Raw genomic sequence first — 20686 nt, 5'->3', positions numbered from 1 at the left:
ACCGGCACGGAAAGTGAGAGATGCAGAACGGCGAGGCCTATTTCCTTTATCATTCCATCGGGATCTATCCCGGCAAGGACCGCGACCTCGCCGCCGCCATGGCCGATTTCGCCGCCCATTGGGGCGCGGCGGATGACGGGCAATGGGGCTATGTCATGCCCCTCCGCCAGCGCTTCATCGACCGCTGGCGCGCGCTGATCGGCGCGCCGGAGGGCACGCTGACCACCGCCGAGAACGTCACTGCCGCCTTCCACGCGCTCGTCACCGCGCTGCCCGAGAGCCGGCTCAAGGGCAAGCGCGTGCTGGTTGCGGCCGACTGCTTCCCCTCGCTCCATTTCCTGCTGGCCGGTCTCGCGCCGCGGCTGGGCTTCACGCTCGACACAGTGCCCCTGCGCCAGGGCGCGAGCTGGGTGCAGGACGAGGATTTCCTCGACCGCTGGGGCCCGGACGTGGGCCTCGCGCTGCTGACCTGGGTCAGCTCGACCTCCTCGCACCGGATCGACCTCGCGCCGCTGGTGGCGCAGGCGCGTGAGATGGGCAGCCTCGTCGGCGTCGACATCACTCAGGCGGCCGGGCTTCTGCCGTTCAGCGTGGCGGAACCCGCGGTGGATTTCGCGATCTCGACGAGCCTCAAGTGGATGTGCGGCACGCCCGGCGCGGGCATCCTGCAGGTCTCGGCCCCCCTGATCGCGGCCTGCCAGCCGGAGCTTCGCGGCTGGTTCAGCCAGCCCGATCCCTTCTCCTGGGCGCTCGACAGCTTCGCCTACGCCCCCGACGCCCGCCGCTTCGATCATGGCACGCCGGGCACCGTCGCGGCGCTGGCGAGCCTGCCCGCGCTCGACTGGCACGCGGGCCAGAACCATGCCACGATCCTCGCCCATAACCGCGCGCTCTCGGCCCGGATCATCGAGGGGCTCGACGCGCTCGGACTGCCGCTGGTCAGCCCGAGGGCGGAGGCGGAGCGCGGCGGCAGCGTCATGCTTCACCTGCCCGAAAGCGCGGCGCCGGCCGAGGTCCTTGCCCGCTTCCGCGCGGCGGGCTCCTTCGCCGATGCCCGCGGGCAGGTGCTGCGGCTCTCGCCCGGGGTCATGACCACGGCCGAGGGGGTCGACCGGATGCTCGCCGCGCTGGCGGGTTAAGGCGCGCGCCGCCCGCGCCGAACGGCGCCATGCCGGGCCATGCCTCGGCGGGCCCGTCCCCAATACGCTCATCCGGCTGGCATTTCGGGGGCCGAAGGCGCCGCCAACGCCCGATCCGGCGGCATTGCGCCATCCGAGGCTTTACACCACCGCCCCGGCACGTTCTGCTTGGCCCGCATGACTGGGAGCAGCAGACGCAACGATGGCCATCCTCGCGAATGTCTACCACCTGACCCATTACAAGTATGACCGCCCGGTCACGCTCGGTCCCCAGATCCTGCGCCTCAGGCCCGCGCCGCACAGCCGGACGCGCGTGGTCTCGCATTCCCTGAAGGTCTCTCCCGGCGGGCATTTCGTGAACCACCAGCAGGATCCCTACGGCAACTGGCTGGCCCGCTTCGTCTTCCCCGAACCCGTGCGCGAGCTGAAGATCGAGGTCGACCTTGTCGCCGACATGACCGTCTACAACCCGTTCGACTTCTTCGTGGAGGCGAGCGCCGAGGCCTGGCCCTTCGCCTATCCGGAGGAATTCGCCGACGACCTGAGGATGTACCGCACGCCAGAGCCCGCCGGCCCGCTGCTGACGCGGCTTCTCGCCACGCTCCCGGCCTCGGCGCCCAACACGGTCACCTTTCTTGTCGAGCTGAACGCGCGGCTGCAGCGCGAGATCGGCTACGTCATCCGGATGGAGCCCGGCGTGCAAAGCCCCGAGGAAACGCTCGGCCTTGCCAAGGGCTCCTGCCGGGACACGAGCTGGCTGCTGGTGCAGCTTCTGCGCAACCTCGGCTTTGCGGCGCGCTTCGTCTCGGGCTACCTGATCCAGCTGAAGCCCGATCTCGTCTCGCTGGACGGCCCGGCGGGGACCGATCACGACTTCACCGATCTGCACGCCTGGTGCGAGGTCTACCTGCCCGGCGCGGGCTGGATCGGGCTGGACCCGACCTCGGGCCTGCTGACCGGCGAAAGTCACGTCCCGCTCGCCGCCACGCCGCATTACCGCAACGCGGCGCCCATCGTCGGCGGCTTCTCCTCCGCCGGCACGCCGAAGACGGATTTCGACTTCGACATGCGCGTCACCCGCGTGGCAGAGCATCCGCGGATCACCAGGCCGTTCTCCGACGAGGCCTGGGACGCGCTCGACGCGCTCGGCCGGCAGGTCGATGCGGTGATGGCAAAGCAGGATATGCGCCTGACCATGGGCGGCGAGCCGACCTTCGTCTCCATCGACGATTTCGAAAGCGCGGAGTGGAACACCGCCGCCGTCGGCCCCACCAAGCGCGACCGCGCCGACAGGCTGATCCGCCGCCTGCGCGAACGGTTTGCCCCCGAAGGCTTCCTGCACTACGGCCAGGGCAAGTGGTACCCGGGCGAGACGCTGCCGCGCTGGACCTTCTCGCTCTACTGGCGGCGCGACGGCAAGCCGGTCTGGAAGAACGCGGACCTGGTGGCGACCGAGACCTCCGCCCCCTCGACGCCCGAGGCGGCCGGGGCCTTCATGGCGCGCTTTGCCGAGAACCTCGGCCTCGGCGCTGATTACGTCCAGCCGGCCTACGAGGATCCGGCCGACTGGATCCTGAAAGAGGCAGACCTGCCGCTGAACGTGACGCCCGAGGATTCACGGCTGAAGGACCCGGAGATGCGCGCCCGCATCGCCCGTGTCTTCTCCCGCGGGCTCGGCAACGCGGCGGGCCACGTGCTGCCGCTGCAACGGCTCTGGCAGGCCCGGGCCGCGGGCCCGCGCTGGCGCTCGGAGCACTGGAAGACGCGGCGCGGGCATCTCTTCCTGATCCCGGGCGACAGCCCGGCGGGCTTCCGCCTTCCGCTCGGCGGGCTGCCTTATGTCTCGCCCTCGGCTTACCCCTACGTCTACCCCGCCGACCCTGCCGCGCCCCGGTCGGAGCTTCCCGATTTCCACGCCGAGGCGCAGGCCCGCCGCCAGCGCCTGCTGGAGGAGCTGGAGCGTATCGCGGCGGAGGAGGGCGCGGCCCTGCCGGAGATCACCCCCGGCCACGAACAGCCCGTCTCCGAGGCCCGCGGCGCCGGCCCCCGCCAGCCCGTCGTCGCGCAGGAGCTGACGGCCGAGGGCGAGGCCGTCCGCACCGCCATCGCGATGGAGCTGCGCGACGGACGGCTCTGCCTCTTCATGCCGCCTGTCGAGACGCTGGACGACTACCTGGAGCTTCTCGCCACGGCGGAGGAGACGGCATCCGAGCTTGGCCTGCCGATCCATATCGAGGGCTACACGCCGCCCCACGACGCACGGCTGAACGTGATCCGCGTCGCCCCCGACCCGGGCGTGATCGAGGTCAACGTCCACCCGGCGCAGACCTGGGACGACTGCGTCGCCATCACCAACGGCGTCTACGAAGATGCCCGGCAGTGCCGCCTCGGCGCCGACAAGTTCATGATCGACGGCAAGCACACCGGCACCGGCGGCGGCAATCACGTGGTCGTCGGCGGGCTGACCCCGGACGACAGCCCCTTCCTGCGCCGCCCGGACCTGCTGAAGTCGCTGATCCTGCACTGGCAGCGGCATCCCTCGCTCTCCTACCTCTTCTCGGGCCTCTTCATCGGCCCGACGAGCCAGGCCCCGCGGATCGACGAGGCCCGTCACGACACGCTCTACGAGCTGGAGATCGCGCTGTCCCAGATCGCCGCGCCGGGGCAGGGCGGGGACGGGGCGGCGGGGCAGGGCGCAGTGACCCCGCCCTGGCTGGTGGACCGGCTCCTGCGCAACATCCTGATCGACGTGACCGGCAACACCCACCGGGCGGAGATCTGCATCGACAAGCTCTTCTCGCCCGACGGACCCACCGGCCGGCTGGGTCTGGTCGAGTTCCGCGGCTTCGAGATGCCGCCCGACGCGAAGATGAGCCTTGCCCAGCAGGCGCTGGTGCGCGCGCTTCTGGCGCGCTTCTGGCAGGCGCCGCTGGAGGGGCGGCCGGTGCGCTGGGGCACGGCGCTGCACGACCGCTTCATGCTGCCGCATTTCGTCTGGCAGGATTTTCTCGAGGTGCTGCGCGACCTCGACGCCCACGGCTTCCCCTTCCGCGCCGACTGGTACGAGGCGCAGGCCGAGTTCCGCTTCCCCTTCGCGGGCGAGGTCGAATACGAAGGCGTTAGGCTGGAGCTGCGCCAGGCGCTGGAGCCCTGGCACGTCCTGGGCGAGCGGGGCGCGATCGGCGGCACCGTGCGCTACACAGACAGCTCGGTCGAGCGGATGCAGGTCAGGCTCTCCGCCGCCACGGCGGACCGCTATCTGGTCTGTGCCAACCGTCGCCAGATCCCGCTCACCCCCACCGCCACGCCGGGCGAGGCGGTGGGCGGCGTCCGCTTCAAGGCGTGGCAGCCCGCCGAGGCTCTGCACCCGGTGCTGCCGGTCAACGCGCCGCTGGTCTTCGACATCTTCGACACCTGGACGGGCCGGGCGCTCGGCGGCTGCACCTATCACGTCGCCCACCCCGGCGGACGCAACTACGACACGTTCCCGGTGAATACCAACGAGGCCGACGCGCGCAGACTCGCGCGCTTCGAGAAGATGGGCCACACTCCGGGCAGCTACTGGCCCGCCCCTGAGCGGCCGCATCCGGAGTTTCCGATGACCCTCGACCTGCGCCGCGCGCCCGGTCTCTGAACGATGGCGGAGACCGCGCCCAACCGGCCCGGCCCGGACCTCTCGCGGCTTCTGGCCGCCTATCCGCTGCGCGACGGCGCGGCGGATGAGCTTCTGCGCGCGAACGGTGCCCTCCGCCCGGTCTGGCGCCCGCTGCTGGATCTGCTGTCGCGCGAAAGCCCCGAGCAGCTCGCCGCCCGCTTCGCGCGCGGCGACCAGTACCTGCACGACACCGGCGTCTACTTCCGCCAGCATTCCGGCACCGGCTCGACCGAGCGCAACTGGCCGCTCAGCCATGTCCCGGTGATGATCGGGGCCGAGGAATGGAAGGGGCTGAGCGCGGGCATCGTCCAGCGCGCCGAGCTTCTGGAACGGGTGATGGCCGACCTTTACGGCGCGGGGCGGCTGGTGGCGGACGGCCTTCTGCCGGCCGAGCTGGTGGCACGGAACCCGGAATGGCTGCGCCCCATGGTCGGCGTGCAGCCGCGCGACGGCCATTTCCTGCATTTCGTCGCCTTCGAGCTCGGCCGCTCGCCCGACGGCTCGTGGTTCGTGCTCGGCGACCGGACGCAGGCCCCCTCCGGCGTGGGTTTCGCGCTGGAAAACCGGATGGCCACGGCGCGGGTCTTCCACGACCTCTACCCTTCGGCCAATGTCGAACGGCTCGCAGGCTTCTTCCGCGGCTTCCGCGACGCGCTGAACGGGCTGCGCGGCCCGGGCGACGCCCGCGTCGCCATCCTCACCCCGGGCCTCAACACCGACACCTATTTCGAGCACGCCTATATCGCCCGCTACCTAGGCTTCCTGCTGCTCGAAGCCTCGGAGATGAAGGTCTCGGGCGGCCAGCTTCAGGTCCAGACGATCAACGGGCCGGAGCCGCTGAGCGTTGTCTGGCGGCGGCTCGATGCGCGCTTCGCCGACCCGCTGGAGCTGGACGAGGATTCCACCCTCGGCACCCCCGGCATGGTCGCGGCGCTGCGCGCGGGCAGCTTCACCATGGTCAACAGCCTCGGCTCCGGTGTGCTGGAAAGCCGCGCGCTCCTCGCCTTCCTGCCGCGCATCGCCGAGCGGCTGCTGGGCGAGGCGCTGAAGCTCCCCAATATCGCGACCTGGTGGTGCGGGCAGGCGGCAGAGCGCGCCTATGTCCGCGACAACCTCGCGCGGATGATGATCGGCCCCGCGCTCTCCACCCGGCTCCCCTTCGACCTCGACGCCGCCACCGCGCTCGCCGGCCGCTTCCGCGACGCCGGGCGCCCGATGGCGCGCGACTGGCTGGACGAAAAGGCCGGCGCGCTGGTGGGACAGGAGGCGGTGACGCTTTCGACCACGCCCGCGATGATCGGCGGCCGCCTGGTGCCCCGCCCGATGGTCGTCCGCGTCTTCGCCGCCCGCACGCGCGAGGGCTGGATCGTCATGCCCGGCGGCTATGCGCGGATCGGCCGGACCGAAGACCCGACCGCGCTTTCGATGCAGGCCGGCGGCTCCGTCGCCGATGTCTGGATCGTCAGCGACAGCTCCGTCAGCCCGGATAGCCTGTCCCGCCCCGGCGCGGGCGGCGGGCTTGGCCCCATGCCGCGGCTTCTGCCTGCGCGGGCGGCCGACAACCTCTTCTGGCTCGGCCGCTACGTCGAGCGGGCGGAGAGCGCGGTGCGGCTGCTGCGTGCCTACCACCTGCGGCTGGAAGAGGCGACCGGCGCGCCGCTGCCGCTTCTGGGCCATCTCGAGCGCTACCTCGCCACCCGCGGCCTCGACGCGGCGGCGCCCGTGCCGCCGGGCCTGATCGCGCTTTTCGACCGCTCCCGCGGCTGCGCCGAGAAGGTGCGCGACCGCTTCTCGGTCGACGGCTGGACCGCGCTGAAAGACCTGTCCGACAATGCCCGCGAACTGACCGCCGCCACCGCGCCCGGCAGCGAGGCCGCCAAGGCGATGAGCCTGCTGCTGCGCAAGCTCGCCGGGCTGTCCGGCCTGATCCACGACAACATGTACCACTTCACCGGCTGGCGTTTCCTGACCATGGGTCGCGCGCTGGAACGGGCGCAGCAGACGGCCGCCATGCTTGCCGCCTTCGCCGATCCCGCCGCGCCCCCCGGCTGCCTTGACCTTGCCATCGAACTCGGCGACAGCGTGATGAGCCACCGCCGCCGCTACTCGGTGGAAACCAGCTGCGCCACAACGATGGACCTGCTGGCGCTCGATCCCGACAACCCCCGCTCCATCCGCTTCCAGCTCGACGTGCTGAGCGAGCAGGAGGCCCGCGTCCGCGCCGGCCCCGAGGCCGCGCACCTGACCGAGGCCGCCCGCCGCCTCCTGCGCCTGCAGACCGACCTGGCCATCAGCGCACCGGGCGAGGTGGACGCCGCCCGCTGCGCCGCGATGCAGGCAGAGATCGCCGGCATCTCCGACGCGCTCACCGCGCGCTACCTGGGCTGAGCCATGCCGGACAGCGCGCTTTACGACGTCAGCCTCCGCATCGCCTACGAGTTCGAGCATCCGGCCGCCGCCAACCGCACGATCCTGCGCGTGCAGCCGCTCACCAGCGGCACCCAGCAGCTTGTCACCGGCCTTGTCAGCACCGCCCCGGCGCATGATTACCGCCGCGACGGCACCGATTTCTTCGGCAATGCGACGACCGAGATCACCTTCGACCTGCCGCTCGACCGGATCGAGTTCCGCTTCGCCGGCCGTGTCCGAACCGGGGCGGGGGAAAGCGTGCTGGACCTCAGCGGAGACCTGTCTCGCCTGTCCGCCGAGGTGGCGGAGACGCGCGACATCGGCCCGGCTTCGCCGCATCACTTCCTCGGCGCGTCGCCCCGGGTGCCGCCGGCTGCCGAAATCGCCGCCTTCGCACGCGATGTTCTGGGCACCGCCCCCCGCTCCGCCCGCGAGGGGGTGCTGGCGATCTGCGACGCGATCCATGCCGAATTCACCTTCGACAGCACCGCGACCGACGTGACGACGCCGCCGATCGAGGCTTTCCTGAACCGCCGCGGCGTCTGCCAGGACATCAGCCATGTCGCCATCGCGGCGCTTCGTGCGGTCGGCATCCCCGCGGCCTATGTCTCGGGCTTCCTGCGCACCGTGCCCCCGCCCGGCCAGCCCCGCCTCGAAGGCGCCGACGCGATGCATGCCTGGATCCGCGCCTGGTGCGGGGCAGAGACCGGCTGGATCGAGATCGACCCCACCAATGCCATGCCGGCCGGGCGCGACCATATCGCCGTCGCCATCGGCCGCGACTATTCCGACGTTGCCCCGGTCAAGGGCGCGATGCGCTCGGTCGGCTCGCACCGCACCTACCAGCAGGTCGACGTGATCGCGCCCGCCTGAGCCGCCCCTGCCCGCGCGCTCACCGCCCTGCGGCCTTGTGCTCCCCGCCGTTTGCCGCCTTTCTGGGCGCGAACGGCAGCAGCAGGCAGGACCCATGACGACGCTTTTCGACCGCAGCTACGCGCGCAGCCTGGATCTGCTGGTGGCCGACCTCCTCGCCCGCCGGCCGGAGGGGCTGACCGAGGCCTGGCTTTTCGACGATGCCGCCGCCCGCCGTGCCGCCGAGGCCCGCCTGGCCGGGGCCGGGGTGGCAGCGCGGCTTCACAGCGCCCTGAAGCCGCTCGTCTGCTGGGCGATGGAGGGCCTCGACCCCGAGGGCCTCGAAAGCCTCGACGTCACCTATCCCCGCCACGCCCAGGCCCCCGAGCGCCGCTTCCTGATCGAGGCCTGGCCGCTGGCAGAGATCCTTCCCGGCGTGGAGGCCCGCTTCCACCCCGGCGAGGCGATGGACGCCCCGGCCTACGAGCTGCTCCTGACGCGCACCGGCGGGGCGGCCGAGCGCCTCGCGATCCGCGCGCCGAACACCCTGCGCGAGGATACATCGGGCACCCTGAGCCTCTCGCCCACCGGCTGGCTCCGCCATACCGCCCCGGACGGCACCCTGACCGAAGACCGCCCGCTGCCCACCGAGGTCGATGCGATCTTTGCCGATGGCATCACCGCGCTCGCGGGCCGTGACTGGGGCGCGACGACGCCGTTCTTCGAGGAACTCTCGATCCGCGCCGACCTGCCCATGGCAGAGACCCCGCTGCCGCATGGGGCCGAGGTTCTCAGCCTGCAGGAGGCGCTGCACGAAGATTTCTACTTTTCCGGCCTCGAACTGCTGCAGCGCCGCGCGGGCCTGCCGCCGGGCGACCGGACCTTCCAGCCGGGCCAGATCGTCCCCGACATCCGCCGCGCGCCCGGGGCGCGGCTGACCATCGCGCTACGCCCGCTCGACACCGCCGAGGCCGAGGCCCCCGGCCAGCCGCTCGCCACCGCGGCCCGCGCCCTCAGCCCCGCCCAGATCCGGGCCGAGACCGCCGCGATCACGGGCCAGCGTTTCGAGGCCCGCTCCCGCGCCGGTCGGACGGTCGCCGGGGTCTACCGCAAGGGCACCGATCCGGCGGTGATCCTCAGCGCCGGCCAGCACGCCAACGAAACCTCGGGTGTGGTCGGTATCCTGCGCGCCGCGCAGGCGCTTGCGGACCGGCCGCAAAGCCATTTCGCGCTGATCCCGCTGAAGAACCCCGATGGCTACGCCCTGCACCAGCGGCTCAAGGCCCGAAACCCCGCCCATATGCATCACGCCGCCCGCTACACCGCGCTGGGCGATGACCTGATGTCGCGGGCCGAGCCACTGATGGAGCGGGCTGCGGTGGCCGAGGCCTGGCGCCTTTCGCGGGCCGAGCTGCACGTGAACCTGCACGGCTACCCCTCGCACGAATGGACGCGGCCCTTCTCCGGCTACCTGCCGCGCGGTTTCGAGGCCTGGACCATCCCGAAGGGCTTCTTCCTGATCCTGCGCCACCGCCCCGACTGGGCGGAGCAGGCGGTGCGCCTGCTCTCCTCCGTCACCGCCCGGCTCGCCGCCCTGCCAGAGCTGATGGCGTTCAACGCCGCCCAGATTGCCGCTTTCGAGGCCTATGCCGGCCCCACCGGCTTCCGGATGGTCAACGGGTTCCCCTGCCTCGTCTCCGCCGTTGCCGATGCGGCGGAGGGGCCGGCGATGACGCTCATCACCGAATTCCCCGACGAGACCATCGAGGGCGATGCTTTCCGCTTCGCCCATGATGCGCAGGCCGAGACGGCACGGGCCGCCTACGATGCGCATTGTCGGCTGATGCAGGAAGACTAGGCCCCGTCCCGGCGCGGGGCGGCGCCCCGGAATTGCGCCTCGGGGGCGGTGGCCCGGCCGCGCCGGCGGCGGAACACGGCATTGTGAACAGGCCCCGCCCGCCGCCCCTGCCGCCGGGCGGCCTTTCGGCGTGGCGGCTGCGCTGTCGCCCGGGCGCCGCGCGGGCCGGGACCGGGGAAAAGGGCCTTTTGCGACCAAGATCGCCCTTGAAACCGATTTGAATCCAAATAGATACCAGCGTTTTTGCCCGATCTGCCCCGTTCAGGAGGGCTCGCCAGACCGTCCCGGGGCGGCGCGGCCCCGGGGCAATCAATCCAAGGTTGGGTCCTGCCCGCGTCGAAACGGGCTTCGCCCGTGCGGCGAACTCATGGCCAAATGCGGATTTGAAATCAGGCGGACTGCGTCTCGACAACAAACAATCGACAAGATTTGATCGGACTGTCCTCGCTGGGTGTGGGCTGAATCCGCGGAAAAGATGTCGAGCAAGAAATTAGAGATGGCCGAGAGCCATCCACAACCGACGACCGCCGCGGGGGCGCGGGGCAAGCGTCTGAAAGGGTTCTTCAAACGGAACCTCGAGACGCTGGTCTACATTTATCTCGTGGCTGCGATCGTCGCCGCGGGGCTCTTCATGAGCCGGCTGGAATCCGACAGCTTCATGTCGCGCCAGCGCCAGCTCGTGCAGCAGCAGGCGGCCGGCCTGGCGTCCAACATCTCCGAGCAGCTGGTCGACAAGGCGATCCTGATGCGCGCGCTGGTGGCGCTGATCAACAACGATCCGAAGATGTCGCAGGACAGCTACGCCAAGGTCGCGGGGCAGCTCGTCTCCGACTACCCGGGCATCGTGGACATCGCCGCGGCCCCGGGGCTGGTGGTGCGCTACGTCTATCCGGCGGACAAGAACAGCTCCGTACTCGGCTTCGACTATACCACCTCCAAGCAGCAATACCCCGACGTGCTGCGGGCCAAGAAGACCGGCCAGACCGTGATCACCGGCCCGATCAAGCTGGTGCAGGGCGGCACCGGCTTCATCATCCGCACGCCGGTCTTCCTGACAAGCGGGCAGGGTAAGCCGCGGAAATTCTGGGGCATCGTCTCGGCCGTGATCGACGCCGGGCACTTCTATAACGCCGCCGGGCTGACCAATCCCAACCTGCCGCTGTCCATCGCGCTCAGGCGGGTCAACACCCACGTCGGCAATCCGGGCCTGATCTTCGGCGACGCCGGTGTCTTCGACCGGAAACCCGTCATCACCATGATCGACCTGGCCGAGGGCGACTGGGAACTGGCCTCGATCCCGAAGAACGGCTGGCCGCACCAGTCCCCGGTGATCTGGCTCTATCGCGGCGCCTACGTGCTGATGGTGCTCCTGATCCTTGCCGCGATCCGCTTCATGGCGGTGACCCATCGCCGACGCCGTCTGGCCGAACGGCGCCTGAGCGACGCGATCAACGCGCTCGACGACGGCTTCGTGCTTTATGACGAGAACGACCGGCTGGTGGTCTGCAACCGCAAGTATCGCGAGTTCTACAGCACGACCTCCGATCTCTTCGTGCCGGGCACGCCGTTCGAGAAGATCGTCCGCGAGGGCCTGCGCCGCGGCCAGTTCACCAACGGGGTGCTGACCCCCGAACAATGGGCCCGCGAGCGGCTTGCAGCCCATCACAAGGCAAGCTCGGAGACCGAGCAGCAGCTTGGCGACGGGCGCTGGCTGAAGGTGGCCGACCGCAAGACGCCCGACGGCAGCACCGTCGGCCTGCGCGTCGACGTGACCCCGCTGAAGAACGCGATGGATGCGGCGCAGGCGGCCAATATCGCCAAGTCGGAATTCCTGAACGTGCTCAGCCACGAGCTGCGCACGCCTCTGACGGTGATCCTCGGCAACGCCCGGATCCTGCGCTACCAGGACAAGCTGCCCCAGGTCTCGGCCCTGCGCGACACCCTGGCCAAGCCCGGCAGCGACCCTGTCGCCGCCGCGCAGGTGGAGACCGCGCTCGCCTTTCTCGGCGCGCTCGCCAGGAAGATCGAGGTCTCCTCCGAACATCTGCTCTACCTGATCACCGACATGCTCGACTTCTCCAAGATCGAGGCCGGGAAGATGGAGCTCGATCCCGAGACGCTGGAACTGCGCCCGCTGGTCGAGGGGATGCTCGACGGGTTCCGCGACAGCGCCGCGAAGAAGGGGCTGGCGCTGGTCTGCGAGGTCGAGGACCTGAACGTCATGGCCGACCGGGTACGGCTGAACCAGATCCTGATCAATCTCGTCGGCAACGCGATGAAATTTACCGACAGGGGCGAGATCCGGCTCAGCTCGCGCGTCGAGGGCGAGATGGTCGAGATCACCGTCTCCGATACCGGCTGCGGCATCGCCCCGGAGCATCTCGACATCGTCTTCGATCGCTTCCGTCAGGTCGACGCCTCCTCCACCCGCAAGGCGGCTGGCACGGGGCTGGGCCTCGCCATCACCCGGCGGCTGGTGGAACTGCACGGCGGCCAGATCCATGTGTCGAGCGTGCCCGGCAAGGGCAGCGAGTTCCGCCTGACGATCCCGCTTGCCGCGGCCGGCAGCGAGGGCCGCGCCGCGCCGCAGGCCGCGCAGGCCTGATCCCGGCCAGGCGGGCGCGGTCCCGCGGGCAGCGGCGGGGCAGGGCAGGGCGGCTCAGGCCCGCGCCAGCCGCGCCGCCGGCCGCCGCGCCCCGATCCGGGCAGAGAGCAGCGCCAGGACGATCAGGACCGCGCCATAGGCCTCGCCCGTCGCCACAAGGCCGATCACCGGCACGGCCAGCCCCGCCAGGATCGCCGGGATCGCGAAGGACAGGTAGCTCTCCACGAAATAGGCCGCCAGAAGGCCCGCGCGTTCATGCTCCTCCGCCAGCGGCAGCAGCGTGCGCAGGTTCCCGGAATAGCCGGAGCCGAAGCCCAGGCCGCTGATCACCGTGCCCAGCAGCATCAGCGACGCCGCGTGCAGATGCACCCCCGCCAGCGTCACCGCGATGCCAAGCGCGAGGCTCAGCGACGAGATCCGCAGCAGCCGCCCGGGCGCGACATGGCGGAAGGCCAGCACGGTCGTCGCCGCCGTCGCCATCAGCACCGAAACCACCGCGGCGCCCACGAAGATCGACTGGATCCCCGTCGCCACCGCCACCAGCACCGGCATCAGCGACAGGTAGAACCCGCCCAGCGCCCAGGTCGAGGTATTCAGCGGCGTCAGCCGGACCATCACCGGGACCAGCGCCGCCGGCACGTTCACATAGGGAATGAGAACCCGCCGCGCGCCCGGCTTGCCGGTCGTCGTCTCCGGCACGAACAGCAGCAGAAGCAGCGCCTCCAGCGCCGTCACCGCCAGCAGGACAAGGAAGATCAGCTGCTCGGGCAGCGGTGCCCAGGCCACAAGCATCCCGCCCAGTAGCGAGCCCGCCGTCAGCCCCAGGAACGCCGTGATGGAGTTGTAGATCGGCCCCGTGGCGCGATCGGTGTCAAGGATCGTGGCCCCCAGCGTCGCCATCCCGATGCTGATCGCCACCCCCTGGATGAGCCGCGCGAGGATCAGCTGCGCCGCCGTCCCCGCGGTGATGAAAAGCCCCAGCGAGACCGCGTTCAGAACCAGGGCCGCCAGGATCATCGGCCGCCGCCCGACATAGTCGGAAAGCCGCGCCACGGTCAGGAAGGTCGCCACCATCGTGAAGGCATAGGAGGCGAAGACCAGCGTCACCGTCAGGGCCGAAAGCCCCATTTCCTGCTGGTAGACATGGTAAAGCGGCGTCGGCGCGCTCGATGTGGCAGAGAAGCTGATCGCGGTCACGACCGCATAACGCGTGGTCGCGCGGGCGGACAGGGTGCGGCGCTGCAGCGCGGGGCGGGCCATGGACATGACGGTCTCCTAAAGCTAAATATTAGCGTTAGGTGAAGATAGAATGGTGGCGCCTTAATGCAAATAAATTGCGTTAAGGTTCGTGCATAGCTGCCATGCGCCTGACGAGGGGATTGGAATGAGCCGGGAAATGGTGCGCCAGGGTGGCCGCAGCGCGCGGATCCAGAAGGCGGTGCATGAGGCCAGCCGCCAGCTTCTGGACGAGATGGACCGAACCAGGATCACCGTCCCGATGATCGCAGAGCGCGCCGGGGTCACGCCCTCGACCATCTACCGCCGCTGGGGCACCCTGACCGAGCTGATGGCCGATGTCGCTGTGGAACGGCTCCGCCCCGCCGCGGCGCCGGAGGATACCGGCAGCACGGCGGGCGATCTCGAGTCCTTCGTGCTGCAATATGCCGAAGAGATGTCCTCCCCCGTCGGCCGGGCGCTGCTGCGCGACGTGATTGCCGAGGCGCAGGATGACGACGCGACGATCCGCTGCTGCCAGTACACCCACGACCACCTGGCCGAGATCTCCGCCCGCGCCACGGCGCGGGGCGAGCCGCCCCTGGACGTGGCCGGGGTGCTCGACCGCACCATCGCGCCGATCTGCTACCACATCCTCTTCGGCGACCGCGAGGTGACGCCGGATTACTGCCGCACCCTGCTGACGGGCGCGGGCGGGCCCGGCTGAGGATCTCCCCCGCACCCGCACCCGCCCCGGCATTTCCGAATGAATTTCGTCACTTGATCCCGGAGGGTGCAAGTTACATACTTTCCCGGTCCGCTCCGGGCGCCACAGGCCAGGGGCGGGGAATACGGCTTGGGAGGGACTTCATAATGACCGGCAACCCTTCGCGGCGGGCCCCGTGCCCGTTCCGCGCCGCAGGCTTGCGGCGGGCAGCGGCATGAGCGTCCCGTCCCCGTCCTCTTCCCCCGCCAGCAGCGCCCCGGCCAGCAGCGCCCCGGCGCATCCCGCTATCGGCTTCCGCGACATCTCCATCGCCTTCGACATCGCCGGACGGAACCGCTTCGTCGCGGTGCAGGACGTGACGCTGGATGTGGCGGAGGGCGAATTCGTTGCCATCGTCGGCCCGACCGGCAGCGGCAAGTCCACGCTTCTGAACGCGGCGGCGGGGCTTCTGACGCCCGCCGCGGGCACGGTCTCGATCTTCGGCCGCCCGCTTTCCGGCCTCAACGCGCAGGCGGGCTATCTCTTCCAGCAGGACGCTCTGATGCCCTGGAAGACCGCCGTCGAAAACGTCGCGATCAGCCTCGAGGCGGCGGGGACCCGCCGGGCCGAGGCGCGCGCCCGGGCGCGCGACTGGCTGGCCCGCGTCGGCCTCGCCGCCTTTGCCGAGCGCTATCCCCACACCCTCTCCGGCGGGCAGAGGAAGCGCGTGGCGCTGGCCCAGGCGCTGATCCGCGATCCGCGGATCATCCTGATGGATGAACCCTTCGGCCCGCTCGACGCCCAGACGCGGCTGATCATGGGCGAGCTGCTGCTCCGTCTCTGGTCGGAGAACCGCAAGGCGGTGCTTTTCGTCACCCATGACCTCGAGGAGGCGATCTCGCTCGCCGACCGGGTCGTGATCCTTTCGGCCGGGCCGGCGGCGCGGGTGGTGGGCGACTTCCCGATCGCGCTCGACCGGCCGCGCGATATCGGAGAGCTGAAGGTCGATCCCGCCTTCCTCGCCATCCACCGCGACATCTGGCACCTTCTGAAGACCGAGGTGCTGAAGGCCTACAGCGAAATTCCGACGGGGGACGCACCATGAAATCCTGGCTGCTTCTCGCCCTGCAGGTCGGCGTCGCCGTCGTGCTGATCCTCGCCTGGCACGTGGTCTCCACCACCAATCTCTTCGGCGATCCGAAGACCATGGCCTTCTTCTTCTCCACCCCGTCGGACGTGGCGGCACAGGTCTGGGACTGGTTCCAGGGCGGCACGATCTGGTACAACCTCTGGATCACGCTGTCAGAGGCGGCGCTGTCCTTCGTCATCGGCGCCTTCGCGGCGCTGGTGATCGGCTTCTGGTTCGCGCGCAAGCCGATGCTGGCCTCGGTCTTCGACCCCTACGTGAAGGGTGCGAACGCCCTGCCGCGGGTTGTGCTGGCGCCGATCTTCACGCTGTGGTTCGGGCTCGGGATCTGGTCGAAGGTGGCGCTGGGTTTCACGCTGGTCTTCTTCATCGTCTTCTTCAACGTCGTCCAGGGCGTGAAGGAGGTCGACCGCACCGTGCTCTCGAACGCCCGGATGCTGGGCCTGAACGAGCGCCAGCTTCTGCGCCACGTCTACCTGCCCTCGGCGCTTTCCTGGGTGTTCTCGTCGCTGCACACTTCGATTGGCTTCGCCGTCGTGGGCGCGGTGGTGGGCGAATACCTCGGCTCGGCGGCCGGGCTCGGCTACCTGATCCAGCAGGCAGAGGGGATGTTTGACGTCGCCGGCGTCTTCGCGGGCATGTTTGTGCTCGCGGCCTTCGTCATCCTGATCGACTGGGGGGTGACCATCGCCGAGCGGCGGCTGCTGGTCTGGCAGCCCAAGGGTCATCACGACACGTAATTCAAAGTCATCAACGCAGGAGGAGGAATGATGAGGAAATTCGGACGGGCGATCGTCGTCTGCCTGGCGGCGCTGGGCCTCGCGGGCTCGGCCCAGGCGACGCCCAAGGTGACTCTGGCCATCGGCGGGGCAGGGTGCCTGTGCTACCTGCCGACCGTGCTGACCAAGCAGCTCGGCTTCTTCGCCAAGGAAGGCGTCGACGTCAACATGGTGAACTTCAAGGGCGGCAGCCAGGCACTGACCGCCGTCATCGGCGGCAGCGCCGATGTCGTCTCGGGCTATTTCGACCATACGGTCGAGCTGGCCGCGAAGGGGCAGCACATGACGTCCTTCGTGGTCTACGACCGCTTCCCCGGCCTCGTGCTGGTGGTGGCGCCGGGCGAGACCGACAAGATCAAGACGGTGGCCGATCTCGCCGGCAAGACCGTCGGCGTCAGCGCGCCGGGCTCCTCGACCGACCTCTTCCTGAAATACCTGCTGAAGAAGGCCGGGGTGGATCCGAAATCCGCCTCGACGATCGGCGTGGGCCTCGGCGGCACCGCCATCGCGGCGATGGAGCAGGGGCGGATCGACGCCGCGGTGATGCTGGATCCGGCGGTGACGGTCCTGCAGGCCAAGTACAAGGACCTGCGGCTTCTCTCCGACACCCGCAGCCAGAAGGACACCGAGGCCGTCTTCGGTGGCGACTATCCGGGCGGGGCCTTCTACACCCGCGCCTCCTGGCTTTCGAAGCACCCGGCCGAGGCGCAGGCGATGACCAATGCGGTGGTCGATACGCTGCGCTGGATCCATTCGCACAGCGCCGAGGAGATCATGGCAAAGATGCCGCCCGCGATGGTGGGCAAGGACAAGGCCGCCTATCTCGCCGCGCTGAAGAACACGATCCCGATGTATTCGACCGACGGCAAGATGGACCCGAAGGGCGCCGCCGCGGTGCTCGCGGTCTTCACGCAGGGCTCTAAGGCGGTCGCCGATGCCCATGTCGACGTGACGAAGACCTATACCAACGCCTTCGCCGACAAGGCCGCCGCGCGGAACTGATCCGCAGGCGATACCGATCGGAACGGGCCGCTCCAGGGTGGCCCGTTTCCATTTGCGCCGGAGCGCGGCAAGGCCGGCAGCGCGGGGCGTGGCAAAGGGCTTCGGATCAGGGTGGCAGGCGTCCCACAGCATCGCTGTCCGGGCACAACACGGCGCCGCTGTCCTGTGGGGGGGGGAATGGTGGGCGACCCTGGAATCGAACCAGGCGTGGGTCTCCCCGGCGGAGTTACAGTCCGCTGCCGCACCTTGCAGCACGTCGCCCGACGCCCGGCGGAAATAGCGAAGGGGGGCAGGGGCGTCAAGGGCGGAAAACGGGAGTTTCGACCGCCATTCCCGCGATGCCCGCCGCAGGCGCGGCCGGGCCTTGCATGCGCGGGGCCGGGGCGGCATGGTGCGGCCTTCCTGAAGGGGGCGCAAGATGAAGAAACCGGCCTGGGTAATCGACAAGGAACGCGCGCGCCGCGCCTCTGCGGCCGAGACCGTCTGGCTCTTCGGCCTCCACGCCGTGCGTGACGCGCTGGAAAATCCCGCGCGCGAGAAGCTGCGCCTCGTCCTGACCCGCAATGCCGCCGACAAGCTCGGGCCCGCGATCGCCGCCGGCGCGATCGAGCCCGAGATCGCCGATCCCCGCAAGTTCCCGGTGCCGCTCGATCCCGGCTCCGTCCACCAGGGGGCGGCGCTGGAGGTCAAACCCCTCGACTGGGGCGGCTTGGAAGAGGCCTGCGCCGGCGGGCCGGAGGCGGTGGCCGTCCTTCTCGACCGCGTCACCGATCCCCATAACGTCGGCGCCATCCTGCGCTCGGCCGAGGTCTTCGGCGCCCGCGCGGTGATCGCGCCGCACCGTCATTCCGCGCCGGAGACGGGGGCGCTCGCCAAGACCGCCTCGGGCGCGCTGGAACGCCAGCCCTACCTGCGCGTGCCGAACCTCGCCGCCGCGATGGAGCGGCTGAAGGACATGGGCTACTGGCTCGTCGGCCTCGATGGCGAGGCCGAGACGGAGCTGCCCGAGGCGCTCGCGCCCGCTTCCGGGCGGCCGGTGGCGCTGGTTCTGGGCGCCGAGGGGCCGGGCCTGCGCGAGAAGACGCGGGAAACCTGCGACATCCTGGCCCGGATCCCGGCGGCGGGGGCCTTCGGGTCGCTCAACGTCTCGAACGCCGCCGCAGTGGCGCTTTACGCCGCCTCGCGGCGCTGAGTCGCGGGCACCCGCCAACGCCCGTTCACAGAATTGCTACAGAGTCTTCCTTGGCGGATTTCCGCCCCTATCTTCTGTAGCAGGATCGCCGGTCCGGAACCCCGGCGGTTCTATGCACTGTCCCTCGTTCCGCGACTGGCGCCCGGATTTTTGTCCGGGCGCCTTTTTCGTTCCGGACGGGCGCCCACGCGACCCGCGTAGGGTGCGCATTCATTGCGCACCGCCCGCCCTTTGCCTTCGCCGCGCCACCGATTACAACATCCCGGAAGCCCCGCGCGCGCCAAGGAGACCGCAATGGACTATACGGACGCCTTCCTGAAGGACGTGCTCACCCGCACCAAGGTGATCGCCGTCGTCGGCGTCTCGATGAACCCGGTGCGGCCCAGCTACTACGTCGCGCGCTACCTCGGCCGCAAGGGCTTCAAGGTGATCCCCGTGAACCCTGGCCACGCCGGCCAGATGCTGTTTGGCGAGAAGATCCGCGCCAGCCTCTCCGAGGTCCCGAAGGAGGTCGACATGGTCGACATCTTCCGCCGGTCCGAGGCCGTCCCCCCGATCGTGGACGAGGCACTGGAAGTGCTGCCGAACCTGCGCACGATCTGGATGCAGATCGGGGTCGAGAATGCCGACGCGGCGGCGAAGGCCGAGGCCCGGGGCCTCACCGTGATCCAGAACCGCTGCCCGAAGATCGAATACCAGCGCCTCTTCGGCGAGCTGCGCATGGGCGGCTTCGCGACCGGGGTGATCTCCTCGCGGCTCTGACGGCCGCCGGGGAAGCCCGCCCGATACGCCCTCAGACCGGCTCGATCCGAAGCGCCACCGGCTCGCTCGCCAAAACCCCCGTCCCGGCAAAGGCCTTCAGCGCCACGTCGATCGCGTCCCGCGTCGTCTTGTGGGTGACGATTAGGACCGGCGCCGTGGTCGCGTCCGGATGGCCATACTGCCGCATCCGGTTGATCGAGACGCCGGCCTCGCCCAGCGCCGTCGCGATCTTCGCCAGCGCCCCGGGCTTGTCCTGCAGCGTCATGCGCAGGTAATGCGCGGCCGGCGCCGTGGCCTTGGCGGGGACGGGCGCGACCAGCGAGGCCGCCGGCCGCCCGAAGGTCGAAAGCCGCGTGCCGCGCGCAAGGTCGATCACGTCGGCCATCACGGCAGAGGCCGTCGGTCCCTGGCCCGCGCCGGCGCCGCGCAGCACCACCTGGCCGACCGAGTCGCCCTCGATGACGACCATGTTGGTGCCGCCCGGCAGCTGGCCCAGCGGGCTGTCCACCGGCACCAGGCAGGGCGACATCCGCTGCTCCAGCCCGCGGCCCGTCATCTGCGCCACGCCCAGCAGCTTGATCCGAAGCCCCATGTCCGCCGCCAGCCGGATATCGTCGATCGAGACGCGCTCGATCCCCTCCAGCTCGACCTTGTCGAAGCTCACCCGCGTGCCGAAGGCGATCGAGGCCAGAAGCGACAGCTTGTGCCCGGCGTCGATCCCGCCCACGTCGAGCGTCGGATCGGCCTCCAGATAGCCGAGCTGCCGGGCCTCCTCGAAGACCTGGTCATAGCTGAGCCCCGCGCTCTCCATCCTTGTCAGGATGTAGTTGCAGGTGCCGTTCATCACGCCCATGACGCGGGTGATCTCGTTGCCCGCAAGACCCTCGGTCAGCGCCTTGATGACCGGGATGCCACCGGCGACGGCCGCCTCGAAGCGGATTGCCGCGCCCGCGGCCTCGGCCGCCTCGGCCAGCGCCTGGCCGTGATGGGCAAGAAGCGCCTTGTTGGCGGTCACCACGTCCTTGCCGGCCGCGATCGCCGCCTCGACCGAGGCCTTTGCGCCGCCGGCCTCGCCGCCCATGAGTTCCACGAAGACATCGACATCCGGTCGCCGGGCCAGTGCCACCGGGTCCGACTCCCAGGCATAGCCCGACAGATCCGCGTCGCGGTTCTTGGTCCGGTCGCGGGCAGAGACGGCGGTTATGGTGATCGGCCGCCCGCCGCGCGCCGCGATGAGATCCGCGTGGCGCTGGACGATCTTGACCACGCCGATGCCGACGGTGCCCAGTCCGGCAAGGCCGAGGCGCAGGGGATCGGGCATGTCTCTCTCCGGTATCGTGGTTGTCGGGCGACTGTTAGCGCGAA

Annotated in this window: 14 protein-coding genes and 1 tRNA gene; 12 read left to right on the top strand and 3 right to left on the bottom strand. The window is 70.0% G+C overall.

What is annotated here, in order from left to right:
- Positions 1-20: 20 nt before the first annotated feature.
- From EIP85_RS12710 to EIP85_RS12685, 6 genes are all read left to right on the top strand, one after another.
- Entirely contained in the window at positions 21-1139 is a 1119-nt protein-coding gene (locus EIP85_RS12710; protein ID WP_127902556.1) for an aminotransferase class V-fold PLP-dependent enzyme, read from the top strand.
- Between the two features lie 202 nt (positions 1140-1341).
- A complete protein-coding gene (locus tag EIP85_RS12705) occupies positions 1342-4773 on the top strand; it encodes a transglutaminase family protein (RefSeq protein ID WP_127902555.1) in 3432 nt (1143 codons plus the stop codon).
- A 3-nt stretch (positions 4774-4776) separates the two neighbouring features.
- Positions 4777-7182 (top strand): circularly permuted type 2 ATP-grasp protein, encoded by a 2406-nt coding sequence (locus tag EIP85_RS12700; RefSeq protein WP_127902554.1) that lies wholly within the window; start codon positions 4777-4779, stop codon positions 7180-7182.
- 3 nt (positions 7183-7185) lie between these two features.
- Positions 7186-8076: a transglutaminase family protein gene (locus EIP85_RS12695; RefSeq protein WP_127902553.1), complete on the top strand. Its 891-nt coding sequence runs from the start codon at positions 7186-7188 to the stop codon at positions 8074-8076.
- A gap of 94 nt (positions 8077-8170) precedes the next feature.
- Positions 8171-9913 carry a M14 family metallopeptidase gene (locus EIP85_RS12690; protein WP_127902552.1) on the top strand — a complete coding sequence of 581 codons (1743 nt, stop codon included), beginning with the start codon at positions 8171-8173 and terminating at the stop codon, positions 9911-9913.
- A gap of 496 nt (positions 9914-10409) precedes the next feature.
- Complete coding sequence (locus tag EIP85_RS12685; protein WP_164871721.1) at positions 10410-12518, top strand: sensor histidine kinase; 2109 nt, start codon at positions 10410-10412, stop codon at positions 12516-12518.
- 54 nt (positions 12519-12572) lie between these two features.
- Here the strand turns inward: EIP85_RS12685 and EIP85_RS12680 are convergent, their stop codons facing one another.
- Positions 12573-13784 carry an MFS transporter gene (locus EIP85_RS12680; RefSeq protein WP_206615529.1) on the bottom strand — a complete coding sequence of 404 codons (1212 nt, stop codon included), beginning with the start codon at positions 13782-13784 and terminating at the stop codon, positions 12573-12575.
- A 118-nt stretch (positions 13785-13902) separates the two neighbouring features.
- Between EIP85_RS12680 and EIP85_RS12675 the strand changes: the two genes are divergently transcribed.
- The 4 genes from EIP85_RS12675 (at position 13903) to EIP85_RS12660 (ending at position 17367) form a co-directional block, all read left to right on the top strand.
- Positions 13903-14460 (top strand): TetR/AcrR family transcriptional regulator, encoded by a 558-nt coding sequence (locus EIP85_RS12675; protein WP_127902550.1) that lies wholly within the window; start codon positions 13903-13905, stop codon positions 14458-14460.
- Between the two features lie 214 nt (positions 14461-14674).
- Positions 14675-15544, top strand: coding sequence for an ABC transporter ATP-binding protein (locus tag EIP85_RS12670; RefSeq protein WP_127902549.1), 870 nt, complete (start codon positions 14675-14677; stop codon positions 15542-15544).
- The gene (locus tag EIP85_RS12665; protein WP_127902548.1) at positions 15541-16326 is read left to right on the top strand and encodes an ABC transporter permease; all 786 of its coding nucleotides are present in this window, start codon (positions 15541-15543) and stop codon (positions 16324-16326) included. Before EIP85_RS12670 ends, EIP85_RS12665 begins: the two co-directional genes overlap by 4 nt.
- 30 nt (positions 16327-16356) lie before the next feature.
- Positions 16357-17367, top strand: a complete 1011-nt coding sequence (locus EIP85_RS12660) for an ABC transporter substrate-binding protein (protein ID WP_127902547.1) — start codon at positions 16357-16359, stop codon at positions 17365-17367.
- 178 nt (positions 17368-17545) lie between these two features.
- On the opposite strand, the gene EIP85_RS12655 is transcribed toward EIP85_RS12660, so the two are convergent.
- Positions 17546-17629 (bottom strand) — tRNA-Tyr (locus EIP85_RS12655).
- A gap of 156 nt (positions 17630-17785) precedes the next feature.
- Here EIP85_RS12655 and rlmB point away from each other — a divergent pair.
- On the top strand, positions 17786-18559 hold the full coding sequence (gene rlmB, locus EIP85_RS12650) for a 23S rRNA (guanosine(2251)-2'-O)-methyltransferase RlmB (protein WP_127902546.1): 774 nt from the start codon (positions 17786-17788) through the stop codon (positions 18557-18559).
- Between the two features lie 294 nt (positions 18560-18853).
- Complete coding sequence (locus EIP85_RS12645; protein ID WP_127902545.1) at positions 18854-19321, top strand: CoA-binding protein; 468 nt, start codon at positions 18854-18856, stop codon at positions 19319-19321.
- A gap of 31 nt (positions 19322-19352) precedes the next feature.
- Here EIP85_RS12645 and EIP85_RS12640 read toward each other — a convergent pair whose 3' ends face one another.
- Positions 19353-20642, bottom strand: a complete 1290-nt coding sequence (locus tag EIP85_RS12640; RefSeq protein ID WP_127902544.1) for a homoserine dehydrogenase — start codon at positions 20640-20642, stop codon at positions 19353-19355.
- Between the last annotated feature and the right edge of the window lie 44 nt (positions 20643-20686).

This window comes from Solirhodobacter olei (assembly GCF_004010155.1).
Classification (GTDB): Bacteria; Pseudomonadota; Alphaproteobacteria; order Rhodobacterales; family Rhodobacteraceae; genus Solirhodobacter; species Solirhodobacter olei.
This window is presented reverse-complemented; position numbering and strand designations above follow the sequence as displayed.